The sequence below is a fragment of the Streptomyces durocortorensis genome (assembly GCF_031760065.1).
In the GTDB taxonomy this organism is placed as follows: domain Bacteria; phylum Actinomycetota; class Actinomycetes; order Streptomycetales; family Streptomycetaceae; genus Streptomyces.
On sequence record NZ_CP134500.1, the window covers coordinates 4,808,446 to 4,826,965 of the forward strand.

The following is an 18,520-nucleotide window of genomic DNA, read 5'->3' on the forward strand; positions in this document are numbered from 1 at the left end:
AGTGTGAGGGACGTACGTGAACAAGCATGTTCTGTTGCTGCACCCGGTCGCGCAGTGGTCGCTGGGCCGGATCGCCGCGATCTGTGAGCGCGAGGGCTGGCGGCTGACCATCGTGACGATCGAGAACTCGACCGTCGGCGACCGGGTCACGACGCTGCACGAGTGGATCAGGGTGCCCGCCCTGTCCGACTCGCCCGGGGAACTGCTGTCGCAGATCGGGGCACGGCGGTTCGACGCGGTCGTCGCGGGCAACGAGTTCGCGGTGATCGCGGCCGATGTGCTGGCCCGGGAACTGGGCCTGCACCACAACGACGTCGCCCGGATCCGGGCCTCCCGGAACAAGGCCCTCATGCGGCGGATGTTCCAGGAGTACGGCATCCCCCAGCCCCGGACGATCGCCGAACTGTCCTCCGTCGAGGAGAGCAGGTCGTTCGACTGGACGGGCGTCGCCTTCCCCGTGATCGTCAAGCCGGTCGACATGGCGATGAGCCTCTTCGTGCGCAAGTGCGACTCCAGGGAGGAGGTGGAGGCAGCGCTGACGAGGATGTCGGCCTTCCGGACCTCGCGGCTGACCAACTACGAGTTCAGCACCGACGCCCTGGTCGAGGAGTACGTGGGCGGGCCCGAGTTCAGCCTCGAATGCGTCGTGCAGGACGGCAGGGTCCTCGCCCACTCGGTGACCCGGAAGTTCGTGTCGCCGCTGCCCGCCTGCTACGAGATCGGCCACATCTCCGGCGTGGACCTGCCGGAGGCCCGACTGCGGGAACTGCTCACCGTGACCGAGCGCATCGCGTCCAGCTGGGCCATGGAACAGGGCGTGATGCACGTGGAGTTCAAGATGACTCCCGAGCGGATCAGCGTCATCGAGGCCGCCGCACGGCCGGCGGGCGACCACGTACCGGAGCTCGTCGAGCTCCAGCAGGGGCTGTCCCTGGAGGACGCCTACCTGCACGCGCGGGTCGGCCTCCCCTGGAAGCCCGCCGCGCGGGAACAGGGCGACACCTGGCACGCGATCCGCTTCCACTACGACGAGCGCTCCGAGGTGCCGCGTCCGGCGAGCGTCGACGTGCTGCGGTCCCACGACGAACCGGAAGGCGTCGTGCCGGGTGCGGAGCCCTTCTCGGTGAACAGCCGTACCGGCTACTCGATGCTGCGCAGCCGTTCGCAGGCCGACCTGGACGGCTACATCCGGGCCACGTGAGTTCCGGCGGGACACACGGACAGGGGCACGCGGGCAAGGGCACGCGGGCCGGGCACGCTGCGAGGCGCTGAGAGGGCTTGACCATGGAGAATCCGAAGCAGGTCGTCGTTGTCGGCGGCGGTCCCGGTCTGTGCGACCGGATCCGCCAGCTCGGTGCGGAGATCACGCTGGTCGACACACCGGCGGGGTACGACGCCGACCTGGTGCGGGTCGCGCGGCGCACCGTACTGACCGAGTACGACGACCCCTCGCTGATCCCGCTGCTGCGGGAGATCCACCGCGGGACGCCGTTCACCGCGGTGCTCTCCCTCACGGAGCACGGCCTGCTGCCCGCGGCCCGGATCGCGGAGGAACTCGGTGTCCCCGGCCTCTCCGCGGAGGTGGTCGGGCGCACCCGGGACAAGTTGGCCATGCGCGCCCGGCTGCGGGAGGAGGGCTTCTCCACCGTGCCGTCCTCGGTCGTGCGCGACGCCGACGGCATCCGGGCGTTCGCGGCCGAGCACGGCTACCCGGTGATCGTGAAGCCCCGGCACGGCCTGGGCAGCGAGCACGTGGTGTGCCTGCGCCGGGCCGACGAGGTGGTGATGCCGCCCGCGACCACAGACACGTACATCGCGGAGCCGTTCCTCGACGGTCCGGAGTTCTCGGTCGAGGCGGTCAGCTGCGCCGGTGACCACCATGTGCTGGCGATCACCGGCAAGTTCACCCAGGACTCGGACCCGGAGAACCCCTTCGTCGAGGTCGGCCACGTCGTACCGGCGCCACTCCCCCCGGAGGTCGCGACGGCCATCGGCGGTTACGTCTCCGCGTTCCTCGACGTCATGGGAATCACCGACGGCTGCACCCACACCGAGGTGCGACTGACGCCCGGCGGCCCGGAAGTCATCGAGACGCACACCCGGGTCGGCGGGGACCAGATTCCGACCCTCGTGCGCCAGGCGACCGGACACGACCTGATCGACCTCCTGGTCCAGTGGTCCCTGGACCGGACCACGCCCCCGCCGCCCGCGCCCACGGTCGCGGGCGCCGCCGCGATCCGCTTCTTCGCGCCGCCGCCGGGCACGGTCGTCGGTGTCAGCGGGGCGCAGCGGTGGCCGGGGCTGCCCGGTGTGGTCAAGTTCCACCTTCCGCTGAAGACCGGGGACACGATTTCCCCGATTCGGAACTCCCACACACGGGTCGGCTACGTCCTGGCCACAGCTTCGACCGCCGCACAGGCGATCGATATATGCGGAGAGGTCGTCGCCGGGGTGCGTATTGACGTCAGGTAGTGTGCCGCAGGTTTTTCCGGCACGGTTTTCTCTCTTCTTCGAAAGGCGGCGCAGAAAGTGCACAACGACGCGAGCAAGGGCAGTGGGCTGATCCGGGGGCGCTTCGGTGAGGGCATGTCCGAAGTGATGGAACAGATCAACGCCTCCATCGGATTCGACCGGCGTATGGCCATGCAGGACATCGACGGCTCGGTCGCCCATGTCACGATGCTCTGCGAGCAGGACATCATCTCCCAGGCGGACGCGACGGCGATCAAGGACGGCCTGGAGGTGATCCGGGGCGAGATCACCTCCGGGACCTTCACCTTCTCGGTGGAACTCGAAGACATCCACATGAACATCGAGTCCCGGCTGCGCGATCTGATCGGCCCCGCGGCCGGGCGGCTGCACACCGCCCGCAGCAGGAACGACCAGGTCGCCACCAGCTTCCGCCTCTGGGTGCGGGACGCGAACGACCGCGCGCTCGCCCTGGTCCACCAGCTCATCGAGGTCCTGGTCGAGCAGGCCGCGCAGAACACGGCGACGATCATGCCGGGTTACACGCACCTCCAGAGCGCGCAGCCGGTGTCCTTCGGCCACCACCTGATGGCGTACGTCGAGATGTTCGGGCGCGACCACGGCAGGCTGCTCGACGCCCGCGCGCGCATGAACGAGTCCCCCCTCGGGGCCGCCGCGCTCGCCGGGACGTCGTTCGCGATCGACCGTGACCGTACGGCCGAACTCCTCGGCTACGCACGGCCGATGCGCAACTCCCTGGACGCCGTCTCGGACCGCGACTTCGCCCTTGAGTACCTCTCCGCGGCCTCCCTGTGCATGACGCACCTGTCCCGCCTGGCCGACGAGATCGTGCTGTGGATGTCGCCGCAGTTCAGCTTCATCGAGCTCTCGGACGCCTGGACGACCGGTTCCTCGATCATGCCGCAGAAGCGCAACCCCGACGCCGCCGAACTGGTCCGCGGGAAGGTCGGCCGGGTGCACGGCTCGCTGTTCGGGCTGCTGACGGTCATGAAGGCCCTGCCGCTGACGTTCTCCAAGGACATGCAGGAGGACAAGGAGCGGACCTTCGACGGCGCGGACACCTTCGAGCTCTGCCTGAAGGCCATGATCGGCATGGTCGGCGACATGAAGGCGCGCGCCACCGAGATGCGCGCCGCGGCGGGCGCCGCCCACGCGACGGCGACCGACCTGGCCGACTGGCTGACGCGTGAGCTGGGCATGCCGTTCCGGGAGGCCCACCACATCACCGGCCGGCTCGTGCGCCTGGCGGACGAACACGGGTGCAGCCTCGATGAGTTGTCGCTGGAGGACATGCGGCAGGTCGACGCCCGCATCACCGAGGACGTCTTCGCGGTGCTCGGTGTGGAGGACTCGGTGACCTCGCGCCGCAGCCTCGGCGGAACCTCGCCGGAGCGCGTGGCGGAGCAGGTCGAGGAGTGGCGGGCACGCCTCCAGCAGGCGCCCACCACCGACTGACCCCGACGCGATGGCGCCCGCACAGGGCGCCATCGCGTCTGAAATCGCCAGCAGAATCACTGAATAACGGGGGGTATGTTTCTGATGTCCAAAAACGCGCTTTCTCCGCAATTTCTGTTCCAGCGTGCAGCTGTTCGCGGCAGAGACGAAGCGGTCTTCATCGGCAAACTGTGCGCGCTTGCCGTCATGGTCGGGGCCGGGGTGTTTCTCGCTATTCAGGCCTCCTATGCGGCGGTCGCCGCCGGTATTGTGATCCTTGCCGCCGCCTACACCCACGCGGTGGAATTGCAGCACCAATGTCTGCACCATTCCGCTTTCCGCAGCTCGCGCTGGCACCGAATAATCGGCGTGCCCCTCGGCACGCCGATGCTGGTCTCGTACAGCCACTACCGGGTACGTCACCTCCAGCACCACCGCTACCTGGGCACGCCCCAGGACACGGAGTTCTTCGGCTTCGACACCCGTAGGCCGCTGACGCTCGGAGCCCTGGCCAAGGGGCTGTTCGACGGGTCGCGCGTCCTGGCCGTCGTACGCGACACCGCCCGCTGCGTCCCCGGCACCTGGCAGTACGACATGGGGCAGATCGCGCCCAGGAGCCGGAAGGCGATCATCAGCGAATACCGCTGGTTCGCCGCCTTCTTCGCACTGCTCGCCGCCGCCTGCCTCCTGGGCGAAGGCCCGCTCGTCCTGCGACTGTGGCTGCTGCCCTTCATCGTGGCCATGCCGATGCACTTTCTGGTCGAACTGCCCGAGCACGTCCTGTGCGACACCGCCAGCGCCGATGTGCTGCGCAATACGCGTTCCATAACGGGAAGCCGGCTCACCACCTGGTTCACCAACGGCAACAACCTGCACATCGAGCACCACGCCGCGATGAACGTCCCGATCAACCGACTGCGTGAACGGCACGGCGACGTCCAGGAGTTCGGACTGCACGTGCAGCGCACGTATGCCGAGTTCTTCGCCATCGTGATGCGGGAGGCATGGAAGAACAGGGGCACGGCCCGGGCGCCCCGGCCGGCCCCCGCACAGGGCCCGAACCGATAGGAGAGGTCAGATGACGACCGACACCCGCGCCCCCGCCGAGGGCGTCACGCATGTCCTGGTCGGCTACGGCGCCTTCCTCATGGCCGAACTCGACCGGCTGCTCCCCGAGGCCAGCCTGCTCATCCTGGAGGAGCCGCACATCATCGAGGCGCGGAACATCCGTGAGGCGGCCTCCCGGTACCGCTGCGTCGCCGAGGTGCGCGCCGCCGCCACCCAGGACGAGGGGGGCGCCGGAGACCTCGCGCACACCGTGGCCCGCCCGCCGCGGGTCCGAGCCGTGTTCCCCGGCGTCGAGTACGGGGTCGTCGCCGCCGCCGTACTCGCGGACGCCTGGGGCCTGCCCGGCGGCGGTGTCCGCGCGGCCAGGACCCTGCGTGACAAGGAGGAGCTGCGGCGGGCCGCCGCCGCCCACGCCCTCGCACAGCCCGCGTTCGCCGAGGCCACCGGCCCCGCCGACGTCGAGGAGCTGCGCGCCCGGCACGGCGGGGAGTGCGTCCTGAAACCGGCCAACCGCCAGGCCAGCCTCGGTGTGGTGCTGCTCGGCCCCGACGACGACGCCGAGTCCGCCTGGCGGCACACCGTCGGCGCGGACGAGCCCCGGCTGCGCGTGAACTACCCGGACAGCGCCCGCTACCTGGTCGAGGAACGCCTGCACGGGCCGGAGTTCAGCGTGGAGGCGCTCGTCCACGACGGCACCGTCGGCTTCCTCAACGTCACCGCCAAGGACGTCCTGCCCGGCCGCCACCCGGTCGAACTCGGCCACACCGTGCCCGCGCCCCCGGGCGCGGCCGACGAGGACGCGCTGCGCGCCGCCATGGCCGGTCTGGTCGGCGCCATCGGCTTCGGCACCGGCGTCCTGCACGCCGAGTGGGTGCTGACCGGCGGGCGGCCCCACCTGATCGAGTGCGCGGGCCGTCTTCCCGGGGACCGTATCCACTCCCTCATCGACCTCGCGTACGGCGGCGACGGCATCCTCGCGGACCTCCTCGGACTGCTGGCGGGCGAGGGCCCCGTACCGGCGCGCCCCGCCCGGCGCGCCGCCGCCATCACCTTCCTGCCCGCCCCGGCCGCACAGACACCCGACGCGGTCGTCCTCGCCGTCACCGGCGCGGACAAGGCCGAGGCGCTGGACGGCGTCGAGGAGGTGGCGGTGTCCGCCGCGCCCGGCCAGCAGGTCGTGGTGACCACCAGCTCCTGGCAGCGCGCCGGCTACGTCATAGCCACCGGGGCCGGTCCGAAGGAGGCCGCCGCGACGGCCCGCACGGCCGCCTCGCACATCACCGTCACCGTGGGCGCCCCATGACCGGGCCCCGCACCGGCCCGGCGCCCAAACGCCTCGGCCTCCCGCCCCTGAGCGAGTACCTGCCCGGCAGCCCCGCCGGCCGCCTCTTCGCGCTCGCCACCCTGACCAGCTCCTTCGGCACCGGCCTCTTCCTGGCGGGTGCCACGGTCTTCTTCACCACGGCGGCCGGACTCACCCACGTCCAACTGGGCGCGGGCCTCGGCATAGCGGCGTTCGTCGGGCTGGTCGCCACCATCCCGCTCGGCGGCCTCGCCGACCGGGCCGGTGCCCGCAACGTCCTCATCGGCGCCATGCTGTGGCGCGCCCTGTGCTTCACGGCGCTCGCGTTCGTCCAGGGCCCTGTGGCCTTCACCGTCGCCGCGTCCTGCCAGGCAGTCGCCCAGAATGCGACCGGCCCCCTCACCCAGGCGCTCGTCGGGGGCATCGCCGGGGACGGCGACCGGGTCCGGTTGATGGCCGTCGTCCGCACCGTGCGGAACATCGGCTTCTCCCTCGGCGCGCTCGCCGCCACCCCGATGCTGCTGATCGACGACATCTGGATCAACCGCGGCGTCCTCATCGGCAACGCGGCCGCCTTCGCCGTTTCCGCCCTGCTGATGCTGCGGCTGCGCGCCCCGGGCCCGGTCAAGGCCCCCGCGTTCCGCAACCCGTTCGCCGCCTTCAGAGCCGTCAGGGACGGCCGCTACCTGACGCTGGCCGGACTCAACTCCGTCCTCACCCTGCACATGACCCTGCTGGCCGTGGGCCTGCCCCTGTGGGTGACCAGCCACGACAGCGCCCCCGACGCACTCGTCCCGATCCTGGTCCTCGTCAACACCGTGCTGGCCGTGGTGCTCCAGGTGCCCTTCGCCAAGGGGGTCACCGACCCCCGAACCGGTGTCCGGGCCCTGCGCCGCGCCGGACTGGCCCTGGCAGGCTGCGCCGCCGTACTGGCCGTCCCCGTGGACACGAAGGCTTCCCTGGCGATCGCGGCAGCGCTGGCCGCCTGCGTACTACTGACCGCGGGGGAGCTGTGGCAGGCGGCCGGAGCCTGGGAACTCTCCTACACCTACGCCCCCGAGGACCGCAGGAACGTCTACCTCTCGGTCTTCAGCCTGGGCTTCGCGGTCCAGGACATGGCGGGCCCCCTCCTGATCACCGCCGTGGTCCTCGTCCAGGGCCCCCCGGGATGGCTGGGCCTGGCAGCCCTGTTCGCCGTCGCATCCCTGCTCCCGGGCCTGGTCGTCCGCCGTCTGAAGCCCCCGGCGGCCGAGCCGGTGTCCCCGGCGGCGGTCACGGGGGCCTGACGCACGGCCTCCGGGCGCTCGACGGCTTCGGTGCCGGAACGGACCTCTGCTGGTCAAGCCCGCGTTTCCGCAAGGGGGGCCATGTGCCTCCGCGTGCCTACGGGCCGTACGCCCGCAGCCCGTGGGCACGCCTCCACTCCGGCTAGGCGGCCCGGCCCTCGCTCATGTCCCCATGCCGGGCGGCGACACGGGCGAAGACGAGCGCCGCCAGCGTCAGGGCACCCAGTGCGGCGGCCGTTCCCGGATAGCCGCCGAGTGCCAGTCCCACACCGCCGAGACCGGCTCCGACGAACACGCCGAGGCTCATGCCGGCGGAGTTGATGCTCAGCGCGGTGCCGCGCAGCGAGCCGCAGCGGCGTACGAGGAGCGTGGTGACGCAGGCGGCGACCGTGGCGTGACCGGCGCCGACGAGGGCGGTCAGCGGGAGGGCGAGGAACAGGGAGTGGGTGAAGAACACGCCCACGAGTGCTGCCAGTGCCACCAGCAGGGCCAGGGCCATCAGCCGCTCGGTGGGGACCTTCGGCCGGTCGGCGCTCAGCAGACGCCCGGCGACGAGGTTCCCGAGGAAGAACGCGGTACCGCTCAACGTCCAGACGATGGCGAACGGCCCGGGGGACAGCGCGAAGCGCTCGTCGTAGAAGGCCGCCAGATAGGCGAGGTACCCCATGAACGCCGCCGTCCGCAGCATGGCGACGAACAGGAGCGGCACCACGCCCGGAAGCGCGCCCAGCAGTCTGAACGACGCCAGGTAGCCCGGCCGGTCCGCCTTGTTCGCCCTGGCCGCGCTGTCCTGCCCCGCCGGGTGAGGGCGGCGGCCCCGGAGGAAGAAGTACGCGGCGAGTACGGCCGCGACGGCGGCGATCGCCCACAGGTCGCCCTGCCAGCCCCAGAGCACGGCGGGCAGGGCGACCAGGGGCGCGGCGAGCAGCGCTGTGAGGGACTGGGTGGCGGTGATGAGGGTCGCCGCCCGGCCGGAGGCCGCGTCGCTGTCGAATCGGTCGGCCGCCGCCGCGGTGAGCGCCGGGTTCAGTACCGCCGTACCTGCGCCGACGAGCAGGCAGAACGCCGCCAGCAACAGGAAATCGCCGGTCGCGCCGAGGGCCGCCGAGAGGGCGAGCACGGCCAGCCCGCCCGCGGCCGCCCATTCCTTGCGTACGCGGTCGATCAGGGGGGCGAGGGCGGTTCCCACCGCGAGCGCGGCCAGGCCGCCCAGACCGCGCAGCTGGCCGAGCGCGGCGACACCGCTGTCCGCCGTGTCGGCGATGGGGACGAGGAACGTGCTGTAGATCGTGAAGGGCACCAGCCCGATGGCTGAGGCGAGCATGAGCGGCCACAGCAGGCGGGTCATCTTCCAGTCGCCCGGTACGGCCGCCACGCTCGCGGCCGGCTCCGCCGCGGTCCCGTCGGCCGCCTTGTCCGTGTCCACCGGGCCCGGGTCCTTGGTCTCGCTGCTCATGTGCCCGCCGCCCGGTACCGGTACAGCGCCGTCTCGTCGGCGCTGAACTGTGAGAACGGGAAGGGCTCGGCGGAGAGCGCGGTGACGCCCGCGCCGAGGAAGGCACGCGCGACGGCGCTGCCGGTCTGCGCGTACACCACCAGCGGAATCTCCTGCTTGCGGCAGTGCTCCAGGATGACGTCGAAGCTGCCGTTGCTGAGGGTCATGCCGGTGGCGACCACGGCGTCCGCCTCGGCGAGGACCTGGTTCATGTCGTCGGTGACGGGGTCGCCCCAGTTGGTGGCGCGCAGGTTGAAGTCGCAGGGCAGCGGGGTGCCGCCCTGCTCGCGTATCGCGGCGACGAGCGGGTTGACGACGCCGATGAGCGCGACCTTGGCACCGGTGGCGATGTCCAGCAGTCCCGCGACGGCCGCGTCCCTGGCCTCGGCCCGCGTCTCGGGTGTGCCGGTCGGCAGGACGACGGGTTCGGCGGCGGGCGCGCTGCGATGCGGCTGAACGCGACCGAGGTAGGCGTCGAGGGCGGCGACGCGCACGGGCGCCGAATCATGCCGGATGAGGGTGTCGAGGGTGTGGCCCGAGGCGTCCGCGCAGAACTCGGGGGCGAGGGCTCCGGCCTCGAAGGAAGAGGCCCCGAAGGCGTCCCCGGACCTCAGTAGCAGGTAGTGGTTGCGGTAGGTGACCTGGCTGCCGGCGAGCCGGGTGGTGTGGTGGAGCCAGAAAGCGCTGGTGACGGCGAGCTCCTGGGGCAGCGGCCCGTAGGCGCCTTCGAGAACCGCTTGCCGGAGGTCTGCCACGGAGTGCGGCTGCGAGGGAGACATGTCGAGTCCTTTCGTCCGGGGGGTGATGGATTCGCAGGGAGGGCTGTGACCAAGGGGAGGAGGGCGGCTAGACCGCGCCGGGTACCAGCAGCGGTTCGCCGCGCACCAGCGCGCTGTCGTTCGGCGGCCAGTCCATCGCGGACCAGGGGTGCCGCAGCCCGTCCCGCGTCATGACCTCGTGGGGCCGCATGGAGCCCAGACCGATGGCCTTGGGGTGGTTGGCGTAGGCGCTGTCGACGTAGCGGTGCCCGGTGTCGGCGGCGAGGAAGACGTACGTCCGGGAGTCGTCGCGCTCGCGCTCCCAGAGCGTGGCCAGGTAGGCGGCGCCGGCGGACAGTCCGGCGAAGATACCGCTGGCGCGCAGGAGTTCGACGGCACCGGACATGGCGTAGTCGAAGTTGACCCAGTGGATACGGTCGTACAGGTCGTGCCGGACGTTCCGGAAGGGGATGGAACTGCCGATCCCCGCGATGATCATGTCGGGGTCCAAGACGTGCTCGGCACCGAAGGTGACGCTGCCGAAGGGCTGCACGCCGACGAGGGTGACCTCCCGGCCCGCCTCGCGCAGATACGTGGCGATGGCGCCGGTGGACGCTCCGGTGCCGACCCCTCCGACGATGGACAGAGGTCCGTCCGGGACCTCCTTGCCGATCAGGTCGGCGACGTCGCGGTAGCCGAGGTAGTGGATCGAGTCGTGGTACTGCCGCATCCAGTGGTAGCCGGGGTTCTCGCGCAGCAGTTCGCCGATGCGCTCCACGCGCAGGTTCTGGTCCAGGCGCAGGTTCTTGGACGGCCGGACCTGTTCGAGCGTGGCGCCCAGGATCTCCAGCTGGACGCGGAGTGTACGGTCCACCGTCGTCGACCCGACGACGTGGCAGTTCAGGCCGTAGCGGTGGCAGGCGAGGGCCAGTGCGTGGGCGTAGATGCCGCTGGAGCTGTCGACGAGCGTGTCACCGGGCTCGACCTGCCCGGTCTCCAGCAGGTGGCGTACGGCGCCGAGCGCCGAGTAGAGCTTCATGGTCTCGAAGCGCAGACAGACCGCTCCCGGAGGGACGGCCACCACGTCGGGCTCCTTGACGGCCTCCGCTATGTGCTCATGCATGTCTCTCTCCTCCTGGTCAGGCGGCAGGCCGACGGTTCAGCTTGAAGAAGTACGCCTGGCAGTTGTCGCCCTCCCAGGTCTGGCGGTGCAGGACCTCCGGCTGGAACCCGGCGTCGACGGCGTACGCGACGATGCGCTTGAGCTCCGAGGTGTTGGCCACGACCAGGTAGATCTCGCCGTCGGGCGCGAGCAGGTCCCGGTCGACGATCTGGTCGAAGAAGCGGACGACGATCTCGGCGCCCACGCAGACGTTGCGGACCACCGTCGGGTCGTCGCTGGTCCGCACGCTCACCGCGGGCGGGTTGAAGGTGATGACGTCGAGGCGGGCGGAGGAGGGGAACTCCTCGAAGAGGTTGGAGACCAGCGGACGGAAGGCGGTGCCGGGGCGGTCCCCGACGACGCGCTCGTAGTGGGCGGCGGCGGTGGCGACGCTGTCCGGGTGGACGTCGGCGGCGTAGATCTCGCGGGCGCCGGCCGTGCCGGCGATCACGGCCTCGACGCCGAGGCCGGCACCGATGGCCGCGTAGGCGCGGCCCTTGAGCGGGATGGTGCCGTCCAGCAGCCGGTCGTGGACGATACGGCTGGTGTCGCCTGGCTTGAAGACGCCGGGCGGCAGGTCGAACGTCCAGCCGTTGTACGCGTATGTGCGGTGCGTGTGGATGTCGGACTTGGAGCTGTTGATGGCGAGGATCTCGTCCCGCGGCAGCGTGTCGGGCAGCGCGTCGAGCAGTGCCCGGGCGTCGCCCCGCGCAGCCGGGTCGCCGGCTGCGGTCAGGTCGGTCATGTGTCCTCCGTGGTCGGGGGTGTGGTGGGTCGTGAGTTCTTCAGGCGCCGGAGACGGACGGGGCGGCCTGATCGGTGGCCTTGAGTGCCCTGCCGAGATCCATGGCGTGGACGAGCTGCCGGGTGAGGGCGGCCCGGGGGGCCCGCAGCACCTGCTGCGGCGTGCCGGTCTCGACGACGTGCCCGCTGTCGATGACGACGATGCGGTGGGCGACGGCGGCGAGGAGTTCCAGGTCGTGGCTGACCCAGAGCAGCGCGGTGCCGTGCCGTTCACGCAGGGCGGCGAGCTCGGCGAGGACGGCGTCGGTCGCGTCGGCGTCCAGGGCGGTGGTGATCTCGTCGCAGACGAGCACGTCGGGTTCGGCGAGTACGGCGCGGGCGAGCGCGGCGCGTTGCAGCTCGCCCCCCGACAGGCGACCCGGTCGGCGTGCGACGGTGTCGGCGGCGAGCCCGAGACGGTCCAGCATCCGAAGGGCCGTGTGCCTGGCCTCGTCGGGTGTGAGTCCCCGCAGCCGTACGGCGGTCCGGGCGACCTGCTCGGCGACCGGGCGCCGTTCGTCGAAGGAGGAGCGCACTTCCTGCCAGACGTACTGCACCCGCCGCTTCTGCTCGGCGGTGCGGCGGCGCAGTACCGGCAGCCGGTCGCCGTCCAGCAGCACGTCGCCGCGGTGGCGTTCGTGGAGTCCGGCGACGCAGCGGGCCAGCGTGGTCTTGCCGCTGCCGGACAGCCCGGCCACGCCGACGCAGGCCCCGGCGGGCAGTTGGAGGCCGACCCCGTGCAGCACGGGGCCCCGGCGGCGGCTGTGGAGGTGGGCGGAGAGGTTCCTCACGTCGAGGACCGGGGGGCCGTCGCCGTCGCCGTCGCGGGGGGCGTGTCGCGTGGTGGCCACCCCGCGCCGGGCGGGCAGGGCGTCGGCGGGGCCCCCCGACGCGGTCACCCGCCCCCGGTGCAGGACGACCACGTGGTCGGCCAGGGCCCGGACGAGGTCGTGGTCGTGGCTGAGGAGCAGGATCGCCAGGCCGGTGCGCGCGAGCTCCGCCAGCTCCCCGGCCAGCCTCATCCGGGTCACCGTGTCCAGGCCGGTGCTCGGCTCGTCGAGGACGAGCACCCGGGGGCGGCACACCAGCGTCTGGGCGAGTGCCACACGCTGGCGCTGCCCGCCCGAGAACTGGTGCGGGAAGCGCCGCTCGGTGTCCCGTCCCGGCGGCAACTGGGCCGCGTCCAGCGCTTCGGCGACGGCCGCCGTAACGGTGGAGGCGGAGTGGTGCAGACGGGCGAGCTCGGCGAGGACGGCTCCGGTGCGGCGGGCCGGGTTCAGGGCGCCGCCCGGGTGCTGGGGCATGTAAGCGACCACCCGCCCGCGCAGCCCGGCGGCGGCCTTCGTGATGCCGTCCTCAGCCACGACGGTCACGCCGTCGGCCGTCACCCCGCCGGTCAGGCGTACCCCCGGGCCCGCCTCACCGAGCAGGGCGAGCGCGGCCGTTGTCTTGCCGCTGCCGGACGGGCCGACGAGCGCGGTGACCCGGCCCTCGTACAGGTCGAGGTCGACCGCGTCGAGGAGCACGCTGTCCCCGGCGCGCGCGGTCAGTGACCGCACGGAGACGATCGGGGTCATCGGACGGCCTCCTGCGTACGGCGGGAGCGGGCAAGCCGGCCATCGGCGAGCAGGTTGAGCCCCACGGTGAACATGACGAGCATCAGGGCGGGCGCCAGTACGGCCCACGGCTGGAGGAGCAGGCCCTCGCGGCTGCGAGAGATGCTCACCGCCCAGTCGGGAGCCGTCGGGTCAAGGCCCAGGCCGAGGAAGTTGGCCGAGCCCACGAGAAACACGGCGAGGGTGATGCGGGTGCCGATGTCGGCGGCGACCGGAGCGAGCACCGAGCGTGCCACGTAGTCCAGTTGGATACGGAGCCGGGACTCGCCCTGCACCCGCAGTGCCTCGGCCACGGGACTGCTCGCCGCGTCCAGGGCCGCGGCCCGCACCAGCCGTGCCACCGGCGGGACGTTGACAGCCGCGATCGCGAGAGTGATGGCGGCGGGCGAGCCACGCCAGCCCACCGCGACCACACTGATCACGAGCAGCGTGGGCAGCGGCAGCAGCACATCGAGGGGACGGATCAGCAGCTCGTCGGCCCAGCGGCGGCGGGCCGTCGCGGCCAGCAGACCGATGAGTCCGCCGGCCAGGCAGGCGACGGCGACCGCGCCGAGCGCCATGCCGAGCGCGCTGCGCCCGCCGTGCAGGAGCAGGGCCAGCACGTCACGCCCCAACCCGTCCGTCCCCAGCGGGCTTTCGCCCCCGCCCGGGGCGTACGGGGCATACGCGCCCGGCACGGCGGGATCGGCGACGAGCGGTCCGAAGAGGGCGGCACCCAGCGGCAGCGCCAGCAGCAGCCCGCCGACCGGCACCATGGGCATGGCCGTGGCCTTCACCGAAGGACCTCCGTTCGCGGGACGAGTCGATGGCAGACCAGATCCGCCACCAGGCTGAACAGCAGGGCCGCCACCGCCACCACCAGGGCCAAGCCCTGCACGGTGGGCACATCGCGGGCTTCCACGGCACGGACGAGGGCGGTCGCCACACCGGGGATCGCGAACACCGCCTCGACGACCAGCACCCCGCCCACCAGGTTGTCGCCCACCCGGGCCAGCTCCTGGACCCCGGGCACAGCGGCGTTGGGCAGGACATGGCGCAGCAGCAGCGTCCGGCGCGGCACGCCGAGGCGCCGCGCCTGGACGACGTAGTCCGCCTTGAGGACCGTCACCATGCCCGCCCGCACCTGCCGCGACAGCAGGCAGACCATGCGGGCCGCCACCACCGTGACCGGCATGACCAGCAGAGCGGGCTCGACGAGGAGGTCCGCCGCGCCCACGCCGACCCAGGTGGCGGGCAGCCAGCCCAGCCTCAGCGACAGGCCGGCCACGAGCAGCAGCGCCAGCAGGAAGTCCGGTACGGCGTTGAGCGCGAGCGTCACGGACGTGACCGCCCGGTCGAGGCGCCCGCCCTCGCGCAGCCCGGAGGCGATGCCGAGCAGCACCGCGAGCGGCACGACGACAACGAGGGTCACCGCGGCCAGCACCAGCGTGGGGCCGGCCGAGTCGGCCAGGACGTCCAGCACCGGGCCGCCGCTCACCAGCGAGGTGCCCAGGTCGCCGGTGAGCAGGCCCTGGGCCCAGTCGGTGAAGCGTTCCAGGGCCGGCCGGTCCAGCCCGAGCTGCTCGCGCAGCGCCGCCACCCGCTCGGGCGTGGCGTCCTCGTTGTTGCGGACATCGGCCGCGTCACCGGGCAGCAGCGACGTCAACGCGAACACCAGCACCGCGAGCAGGGCCAGCTGGACGGCTCCGACGGCGAGTCGTTGCAGGGCGTACCCGCGCATCCTCAGGCCAGCCACACCTTGTCGAAGCGGGCGGAGTCCAGGGTGTTGGGAGGGGCGTCCTTGACGCCCCGCACCCGGGAGGAGACGGCGTTCAGCCAGTCCGGGTGACCCCAGACCAGCAGACCGCCCTCGTCGTGGACGGTCCGCTGGAGCTTTCCGTACAGCTCTGTTCGCTCGGCCTCGTCCGTCGTGGACCGGGCCTTGGCGAAGGTCGCGTCGAAGTCCTTGCGGCGCCAGCCGGAGGCGTTGAAGGCGGACTTCGTCAGCAGGCGGTCGTTGATGTAGGTGGGGACGGTCATGGCGCCCGAGCGGTGGCTGCCCATCACGCCCTTGGTGAGCTGGTCCCTGAAGTACGTCTCCGACGAACCGCGCGTGACCTTCACCCGCAGTCCGGCGTCGGCGGCCTGCTCGGCGAAGAGGGTCGCCGCCTCCACGAAACCGCTGGCGACGGAGGAGGTGTAGATGGACAGCGGCTTGTTGAGCACGCCGGCCTTCTTCAGCAGCGCGCGGGCTTCCTCGACATCGCGCTTCCGCTGCGGAACGTCCTGCGGGTAGTACTGGTAGCCCTTGCCGAACATGTCGTTGCCGACCACGCCCTGGCCCGCCAGGACGACTTCGACCAGCTTCTCCCGGTCGGCGAGCAGCTTGAAGGCCAGCGTCACGTCCGGGTCGGTGAACGGTTCCTGGTCGCACTTCATGACGATGGCATGGGCGGTACTGCCCTTGGCGGCGACGATCCGGACCGACTTGTCGGCCTGTGCGGTACGGGCGAAGGTCGGCGTCATCTCGTAGCCGTACTCCGCCTCGCCGGCGCGCAGGGCGTTGCCGCGCGCGTCGGCCTCGGCGGACAGAATCCGCAGCTCGTCCACGTAGGCCCCGCCGTCCCAGTGGTCGTCGAAGCGCTCGGCGACGAAGGAGCGGCCGGCCTCGAAGGACTTCAGGCGGAAGGCGCCGGTGCCGACCGGCTCGGCGGGGTCGGAGTAACGGGTGCTGACGATCGACGTGCCCAACGTGGCCAGCATGGAAGGCAGTTCGGCGTTCGGCCGGACCAGCTGGAGTTCGACGGTGTTCCTGCCGACACCCCGGCTCTTCTTCAGGTCGATGACCGACAGCAGGCCCTGCGCGAAGTGGTTGGTCGCCTTGGGGTCGAGGATGCGGCCGAAGCTGAACAGGACGTCCTCGGGAGTGAGCTTCTTCCCGTCGTGGAACGTGGCGTCCCGCAGGGTGAAGCGCCACACCGTCGCGTCGGCGTCGGCCTCCCACTTCTCGGCCAGCCTCGGCACCGGCGCCATGTTCCCGTCCAGCTCCACGAGCCGGTCGAACAGCGCCTTCGTGCGCGCCATGTCGATGGCCAGGGCCTCGGCGTGCGGGTCGATCGTCTCCTGTTCACCGCCTCCGGTGACCAGTGCCCGGAGCTGCCCGCCGCGCCTGGGCTCCGCCTTGCCGTCCACCGAGCCGCCACCGGAGCCGGAGCCGGCCCCGCAGCCGGTGAGGGCCAGGGCCCCGGCTGTACCGGCCGCGCCGGCCAGGGCGAGGAATTCTCGGCGGTTACGGAATGTCGACATGCTGCTCCCAGGAATCACGTGGCGTGGGCCCCGGGTTCCGGCCGCAGGACGGGGCGGCGGGTGCGGGGCTTCGCCAGCATCCTGTAAATGAAAATGATTGTCAACGTCGTATCGTGGGGCCTCACGTCAGTGATCGGGCGCGGGTGGGGGAGTGCTCTGTCAACATCCGCTGGGTTCAGGGGCTCGGCTCATACGATGGCGGTATCTCGGGATGGGCAGGGGGCGCGATGACCGCGATGTATCCGGAGTATGCGCAGTGGCTGCGCCAGGTGCGCAGCTCGATGAAGTTGCCCAAGGCCGTCAAGCTGCTGTTCGACCAGGGGCGCCTGTACGTGTCGCTGTGATGGAGGCGCACAGCGAGGCGGATGATTCGGTCCGGTTGCAGCTGGCGGAGCAACTGGGAGGGGAGTCCTGTCTGCGCGTCACGCGGGACAAGGGTGTACTCCCGGAGAGGGACGGTTACGCGCCCGAGCCTGATGTACTGGTGGCAGACGAGGGTGCGCTCGGTCCGGGTGATGCCTTCGTCGACCAGGGGCATGTTCACTTCGTAGCCGAGAGCGTGTCCCACTCGACGGTCGGGCAGGGTTACGGGCGCAAGCTCAACCAGTACGCGGCGCGCGGGATCCCGACGTATCTGATCGTCGACGTGCTGACCGGGGAGTGTGTGCTCTACCAGGCACCGAAGGGCGACGAGTACACCTCGGCGGTGCCCTACCGGTTCGGTGAGGAGATCGGGTTTTCCCTCGCGGGGGTCGCGGTGACGGTGCGCACCGATTTCAAGAAGATCCGCTGAGGCCGTCTCTTTCCGGCCTTCACGCGGTGCCGCGGCGCGGTGCCGGTGTCGACGGCCCCGGCCGGCACGCGTGCTGCGTGCAGCGATCTACTCCCGGGCCGCAGCCTCGCAAAGTGGGCTGAACGGCCCACCCATGCGGCGATGCCGGTATGAATCGACTGGCTGGCTCTCAGTCGCCCTGCCTGCTCCAGCGCGCCTCCAGCCCGGTTGACTGGTGGCCGGGGGGGAGGAGGCGTTCGCGGAGGCGAAGCGGCGCGGTGTACCCGTAATGCTGTCGGTCGGTTACTCCTCGTGCCGCTGGTGCCAGTGAACTCACAGACCCAGTAGTCGACGGTGTTTACACGTCTCTGATGATCACGTGCTTCCCGCAGAGCTTCGACCAGTCGTCACGGTCGGAGGTCAAAACGATCACGGGGGTCGGGGCGCGGAGCGCGAGCGCGGCGACGAGGGCATCGATCGCGTACTTGTGCCCGTGTAGCCCGCCTGCGTCCTGAAGCAGCTCCACGGCAGTCAGGGAGTCCTCCTGGCTGACCGGTTCCACTCGCAGTCGGGAGAGCACCCACTTCAAGCGCGCCAGATCGGTCTTCCCGTGTACGGCTTCAACAATGGTCAGCGCGGACACGAGGACGGGAACCCCAGCCTGCCGGGATGCCTCGATGCGAGCCGCCATACCGCGGTCGTTGCGCAGGAGCAGGGAGAGCGCCTCGGAGTCGAGCACCAGCGAGCGGGCTGGCTGCTCCTTCATGCGGCGCCCCGCTCGACACCCTCGGCGTTCACGTCTCCGAACAGCTCGCGACGAGCGGCTTCGATCTCATGCTCCGTGAGCGCGCCGTGCTCCTCCTCGTGGGACGCCACAATCTCGGCGAGTCCGTCCATGGCGAGCTGGTGCCTGACGGCTTCGGTGACGTAGTTGGACAGCCCGCGGCGGCCGGTTCGGGAGCGGAGCTCGCTGACCAGCTCGGCGGGCATGGACACGGAGATGTTCTCAGTGGTCCCGGCTCGAGTCTGCTTCACACCTGAAGTGTAAGACGACATCTATTACAACGG

Annotated in this window: 17 protein-coding genes and 1 pseudogene; 8 read left to right on the plus strand and 10 right to left on the minus strand. The window is 71.2% G+C overall.

From position 1 onward, the window contains the following. Positions 1–16 precede the first annotated feature (16 nt). From RI138_RS21510 to RI138_RS21535, 6 genes are all read left to right on the plus strand, one after another. A complete protein-coding gene (locus RI138_RS21510; protein WP_311121228.1) occupies positions 17–1,201 on the plus strand; it encodes an ATP-grasp domain-containing protein in 1,185 nt (394 codons plus the stop codon). Between the two features lie 83 nt (positions 1,202–1,284). Continuing rightward, the gene (locus RI138_RS21515; RefSeq protein WP_311121229.1) at positions 1,285–2,472 is read left to right on the plus strand and encodes an ATP-grasp domain-containing protein; all 1,188 of its coding nucleotides are present in this window, start codon (positions 1,285–1,287) and stop codon (positions 2,470–2,472) included. Positions 2,473–2,529: 57 nt separating this feature from the next. Then, positions 2,530–3,945, plus strand: a complete 1,416-nt coding sequence (argH, locus tag RI138_RS21520) for an argininosuccinate lyase (protein WP_311121230.1) — start codon at positions 2,530–2,532, stop codon at positions 3,943–3,945. 84 nt (positions 3,946–4,029) lie between these two features. Further along, the gene (locus tag RI138_RS21525; protein WP_311121231.1) at positions 4,030–4,992 is read left to right on the plus strand and encodes a fatty acid desaturase family protein; all 963 of its coding nucleotides are present in this window, start codon (positions 4,030–4,032) and stop codon (positions 4,990–4,992) included. Between the two features lie 10 nt (positions 4,993–5,002). Then, positions 5,003–6,295 (plus strand): ATP-grasp domain-containing protein, encoded by a 1,293-nt coding sequence (locus RI138_RS21530; RefSeq protein ID WP_311121232.1) that lies wholly within the window; start codon positions 5,003–5,005, stop codon positions 6,293–6,295. Further along, positions 6,292–7,581 carry an MFS transporter gene (locus RI138_RS21535; RefSeq protein WP_311121233.1) on the plus strand — a complete coding sequence of 430 codons (1,290 nt, stop codon included), beginning with the start codon at positions 6,292–6,294 and terminating at the stop codon, positions 7,579–7,581. Before RI138_RS21530 ends, RI138_RS21535 begins: the two co-directional genes overlap by 4 nt. A 142-nt stretch (positions 7,582–7,723) precedes the next feature. Here the strand turns inward: RI138_RS21535 and RI138_RS21540 are convergent, their stop codons facing one another. The 8 genes from RI138_RS21540 to RI138_RS21575 form a co-directional block, all read right to left on the minus strand. Continuing rightward, positions 7,724–9,037 carry an MFS transporter gene (locus RI138_RS21540; RefSeq protein ID WP_311121234.1) on the minus strand — a complete coding sequence of 438 codons (1,314 nt, stop codon included), beginning with the start codon at positions 9,035–9,037 and terminating at the stop codon, positions 7,724–7,726. Next, on the minus strand, positions 9,034–9,855 hold the full coding sequence (locus RI138_RS21545; RefSeq protein WP_311121235.1) for a Rossmann-like domain-containing protein: 822 nt from the start codon (positions 9,853–9,855) through the stop codon (positions 9,034–9,036). Before RI138_RS21545 ends, RI138_RS21540 begins: the two co-directional genes overlap by 4 nt. 67 nt (positions 9,856–9,922) lie before the next feature. Further along, positions 9,923–10,957, minus strand: coding sequence for a pyridoxal-phosphate dependent enzyme (locus RI138_RS21550; RefSeq protein WP_096623676.1), 1,035 nt, complete (start codon positions 10,955–10,957; stop codon positions 9,923–9,925). A gap of 16 nt (positions 10,958–10,973) precedes the next feature. Beyond that, the gene (locus RI138_RS21555; protein WP_311121236.1) at positions 10,974–11,741 is read right to left on the minus strand and encodes a class I SAM-dependent methyltransferase; all 768 of its coding nucleotides are present in this window, start codon (positions 11,739–11,741) and stop codon (positions 10,974–10,976) included. Positions 11,742–11,781: 40 nt separating this feature from the next. Then, positions 11,782–13,356, minus strand: a complete 1,575-nt coding sequence (locus RI138_RS21560) for an ABC transporter ATP-binding protein (protein ID WP_311121237.1) — start codon at positions 13,354–13,356, stop codon at positions 11,782–11,784. Beyond that, positions 13,353–14,171: an ABC transporter permease gene (locus RI138_RS21565; protein WP_311121238.1), complete on the minus strand. Its 819-nt coding sequence runs from the start codon at positions 14,169–14,171 to the stop codon at positions 13,353–13,355. The genes RI138_RS21560 and RI138_RS21565 overlap by 4 nt, the downstream gene beginning before the upstream one ends. Further along, positions 14,168–15,115 carry an ABC transporter permease gene (locus RI138_RS21570; RefSeq protein WP_311121239.1) on the minus strand — a complete coding sequence of 316 codons (948 nt, stop codon included), beginning with the start codon at positions 15,113–15,115 and terminating at the stop codon, positions 14,168–14,170. The genes RI138_RS21565 and RI138_RS21570 overlap by 4 nt, the downstream gene beginning before the upstream one ends. 2 nt (positions 15,116–15,117) lie before the next feature. Further along, complete coding sequence (locus RI138_RS21575) at positions 15,118–16,680, minus strand: ABC transporter substrate-binding protein (RefSeq protein ID WP_311121240.1); 1,563 nt, start codon at positions 16,678–16,680, stop codon at positions 15,118–15,120. Positions 16,681–17,023: 343 nt separating this feature from the next. On the opposite strand from RI138_RS21575, the gene RI138_RS21580 reads away from it, so the two are divergent. Then, positions 17,024–17,473 carry a Uma2 family endonuclease gene (locus RI138_RS21580; protein ID WP_311122966.1) on the plus strand — a complete coding sequence of 150 codons (450 nt, stop codon included), beginning with the start codon at positions 17,024–17,026 and terminating at the stop codon, positions 17,471–17,473. Between the two features lie 149 nt (positions 17,474–17,622). Beyond that, positions 17,623–17,777, plus strand: a pseudogene (locus RI138_RS21585) (DUF255 domain-containing protein); the annotation flags it as partial. A gap of 33 nt (positions 17,778–17,810) precedes the next feature. On the opposite strand, the gene RI138_RS21590 reads toward RI138_RS21585, so the two are convergent. Beyond that, positions 17,811–18,218: a PIN domain-containing protein gene (locus tag RI138_RS21590; protein ID WP_311121241.1), complete on the minus strand. Its 408-nt coding sequence runs from the start codon at positions 18,216–18,218 to the stop codon at positions 17,811–17,813. Further along, positions 18,215–18,487, minus strand: a complete 273-nt coding sequence (locus RI138_RS21595; protein ID WP_311121242.1) for a hypothetical protein — start codon at positions 18,485–18,487, stop codon at positions 18,215–18,217. Before RI138_RS21595 ends, RI138_RS21590 begins: the two co-directional genes overlap by 4 nt. Between the last annotated feature and the right edge of the window lie 33 nt (positions 18,488–18,520).

Coding starts and splice junctions, on each gene's coding strand:
- RI138_RS21515 (WP_311121229.1), top strand. CDS start 1,285: ATGGAGAATCCGAAGCAGGTCGTCGTTGTCGGCGGCGGTCCCGGTCTG.
- RI138_RS21525 (WP_311121231.1), top strand. CDS start 4,030: ATGTCCAAAAACGCGCTTTCTCCGCAATTTCTGTTCCAGCGTGCAGCT.
- RI138_RS21530 (WP_311121232.1), top strand. CDS start 5,003: ATGACGACCGACACCCGCGCCCCCGCCGAGGGCGTCACGCATGTCCTG.
- RI138_RS21535 (WP_311121233.1), top strand. CDS start 6,292: ATGACCGGGCCCCGCACCGGCCCGGCGCCCAAACGCCTCGGCCTCCCG.
- RI138_RS21540 (WP_311121234.1), bottom strand. CDS start 9,037: ATGAGCAGCGAGACCAAGGACCCGGGCCCGGTGGACACGGACAAGGCG.
- RI138_RS21545 (WP_311121235.1), bottom strand. CDS start 9,855: ATGTCTCCCTCGCAGCCGCACTCCGTGGCAGACCTCCGGCAAGCGGTT.
- RI138_RS21550 (WP_096623676.1), bottom strand. CDS start 10,957: ATGCATGAGCACATAGCGGAGGCCGTCAAGGAGCCCGACGTGGTGGCC.
- RI138_RS21555 (WP_311121236.1), bottom strand. CDS start 11,741: ATGACCGACCTGACCGCAGCCGGCGACCCGGCTGCGCGGGGCGACGCC.
- RI138_RS21560 (WP_311121237.1), bottom strand. CDS start 13,356: ATGACCCCGATCGTCTCCGTGCGGTCACTGACCGCGCGCGCCGGGGAC.
- RI138_RS21570 (WP_311121239.1), bottom strand. CDS start 15,115: ATGCGCGGGTACGCCCTGCAACGACTCGCCGTCGGAGCCGTCCAGCTG.
- RI138_RS21575 (WP_311121240.1), bottom strand. CDS start 16,680: ATGTCGACATTCCGTAACCGCCGAGAATTCCTCGCCCTGGCCGGCGCG.
- RI138_RS21580 (WP_311122966.1), top strand. CDS start 17,024: ATGGAGGCGCACAGCGAGGCGGATGATTCGGTCCGGTTGCAGCTGGCG.
- RI138_RS21590 (WP_311121241.1), bottom strand. CDS start 18,218: ATGAAGGAGCAGCCAGCCCGCTCGCTGGTGCTCGACTCCGAGGCGCTC.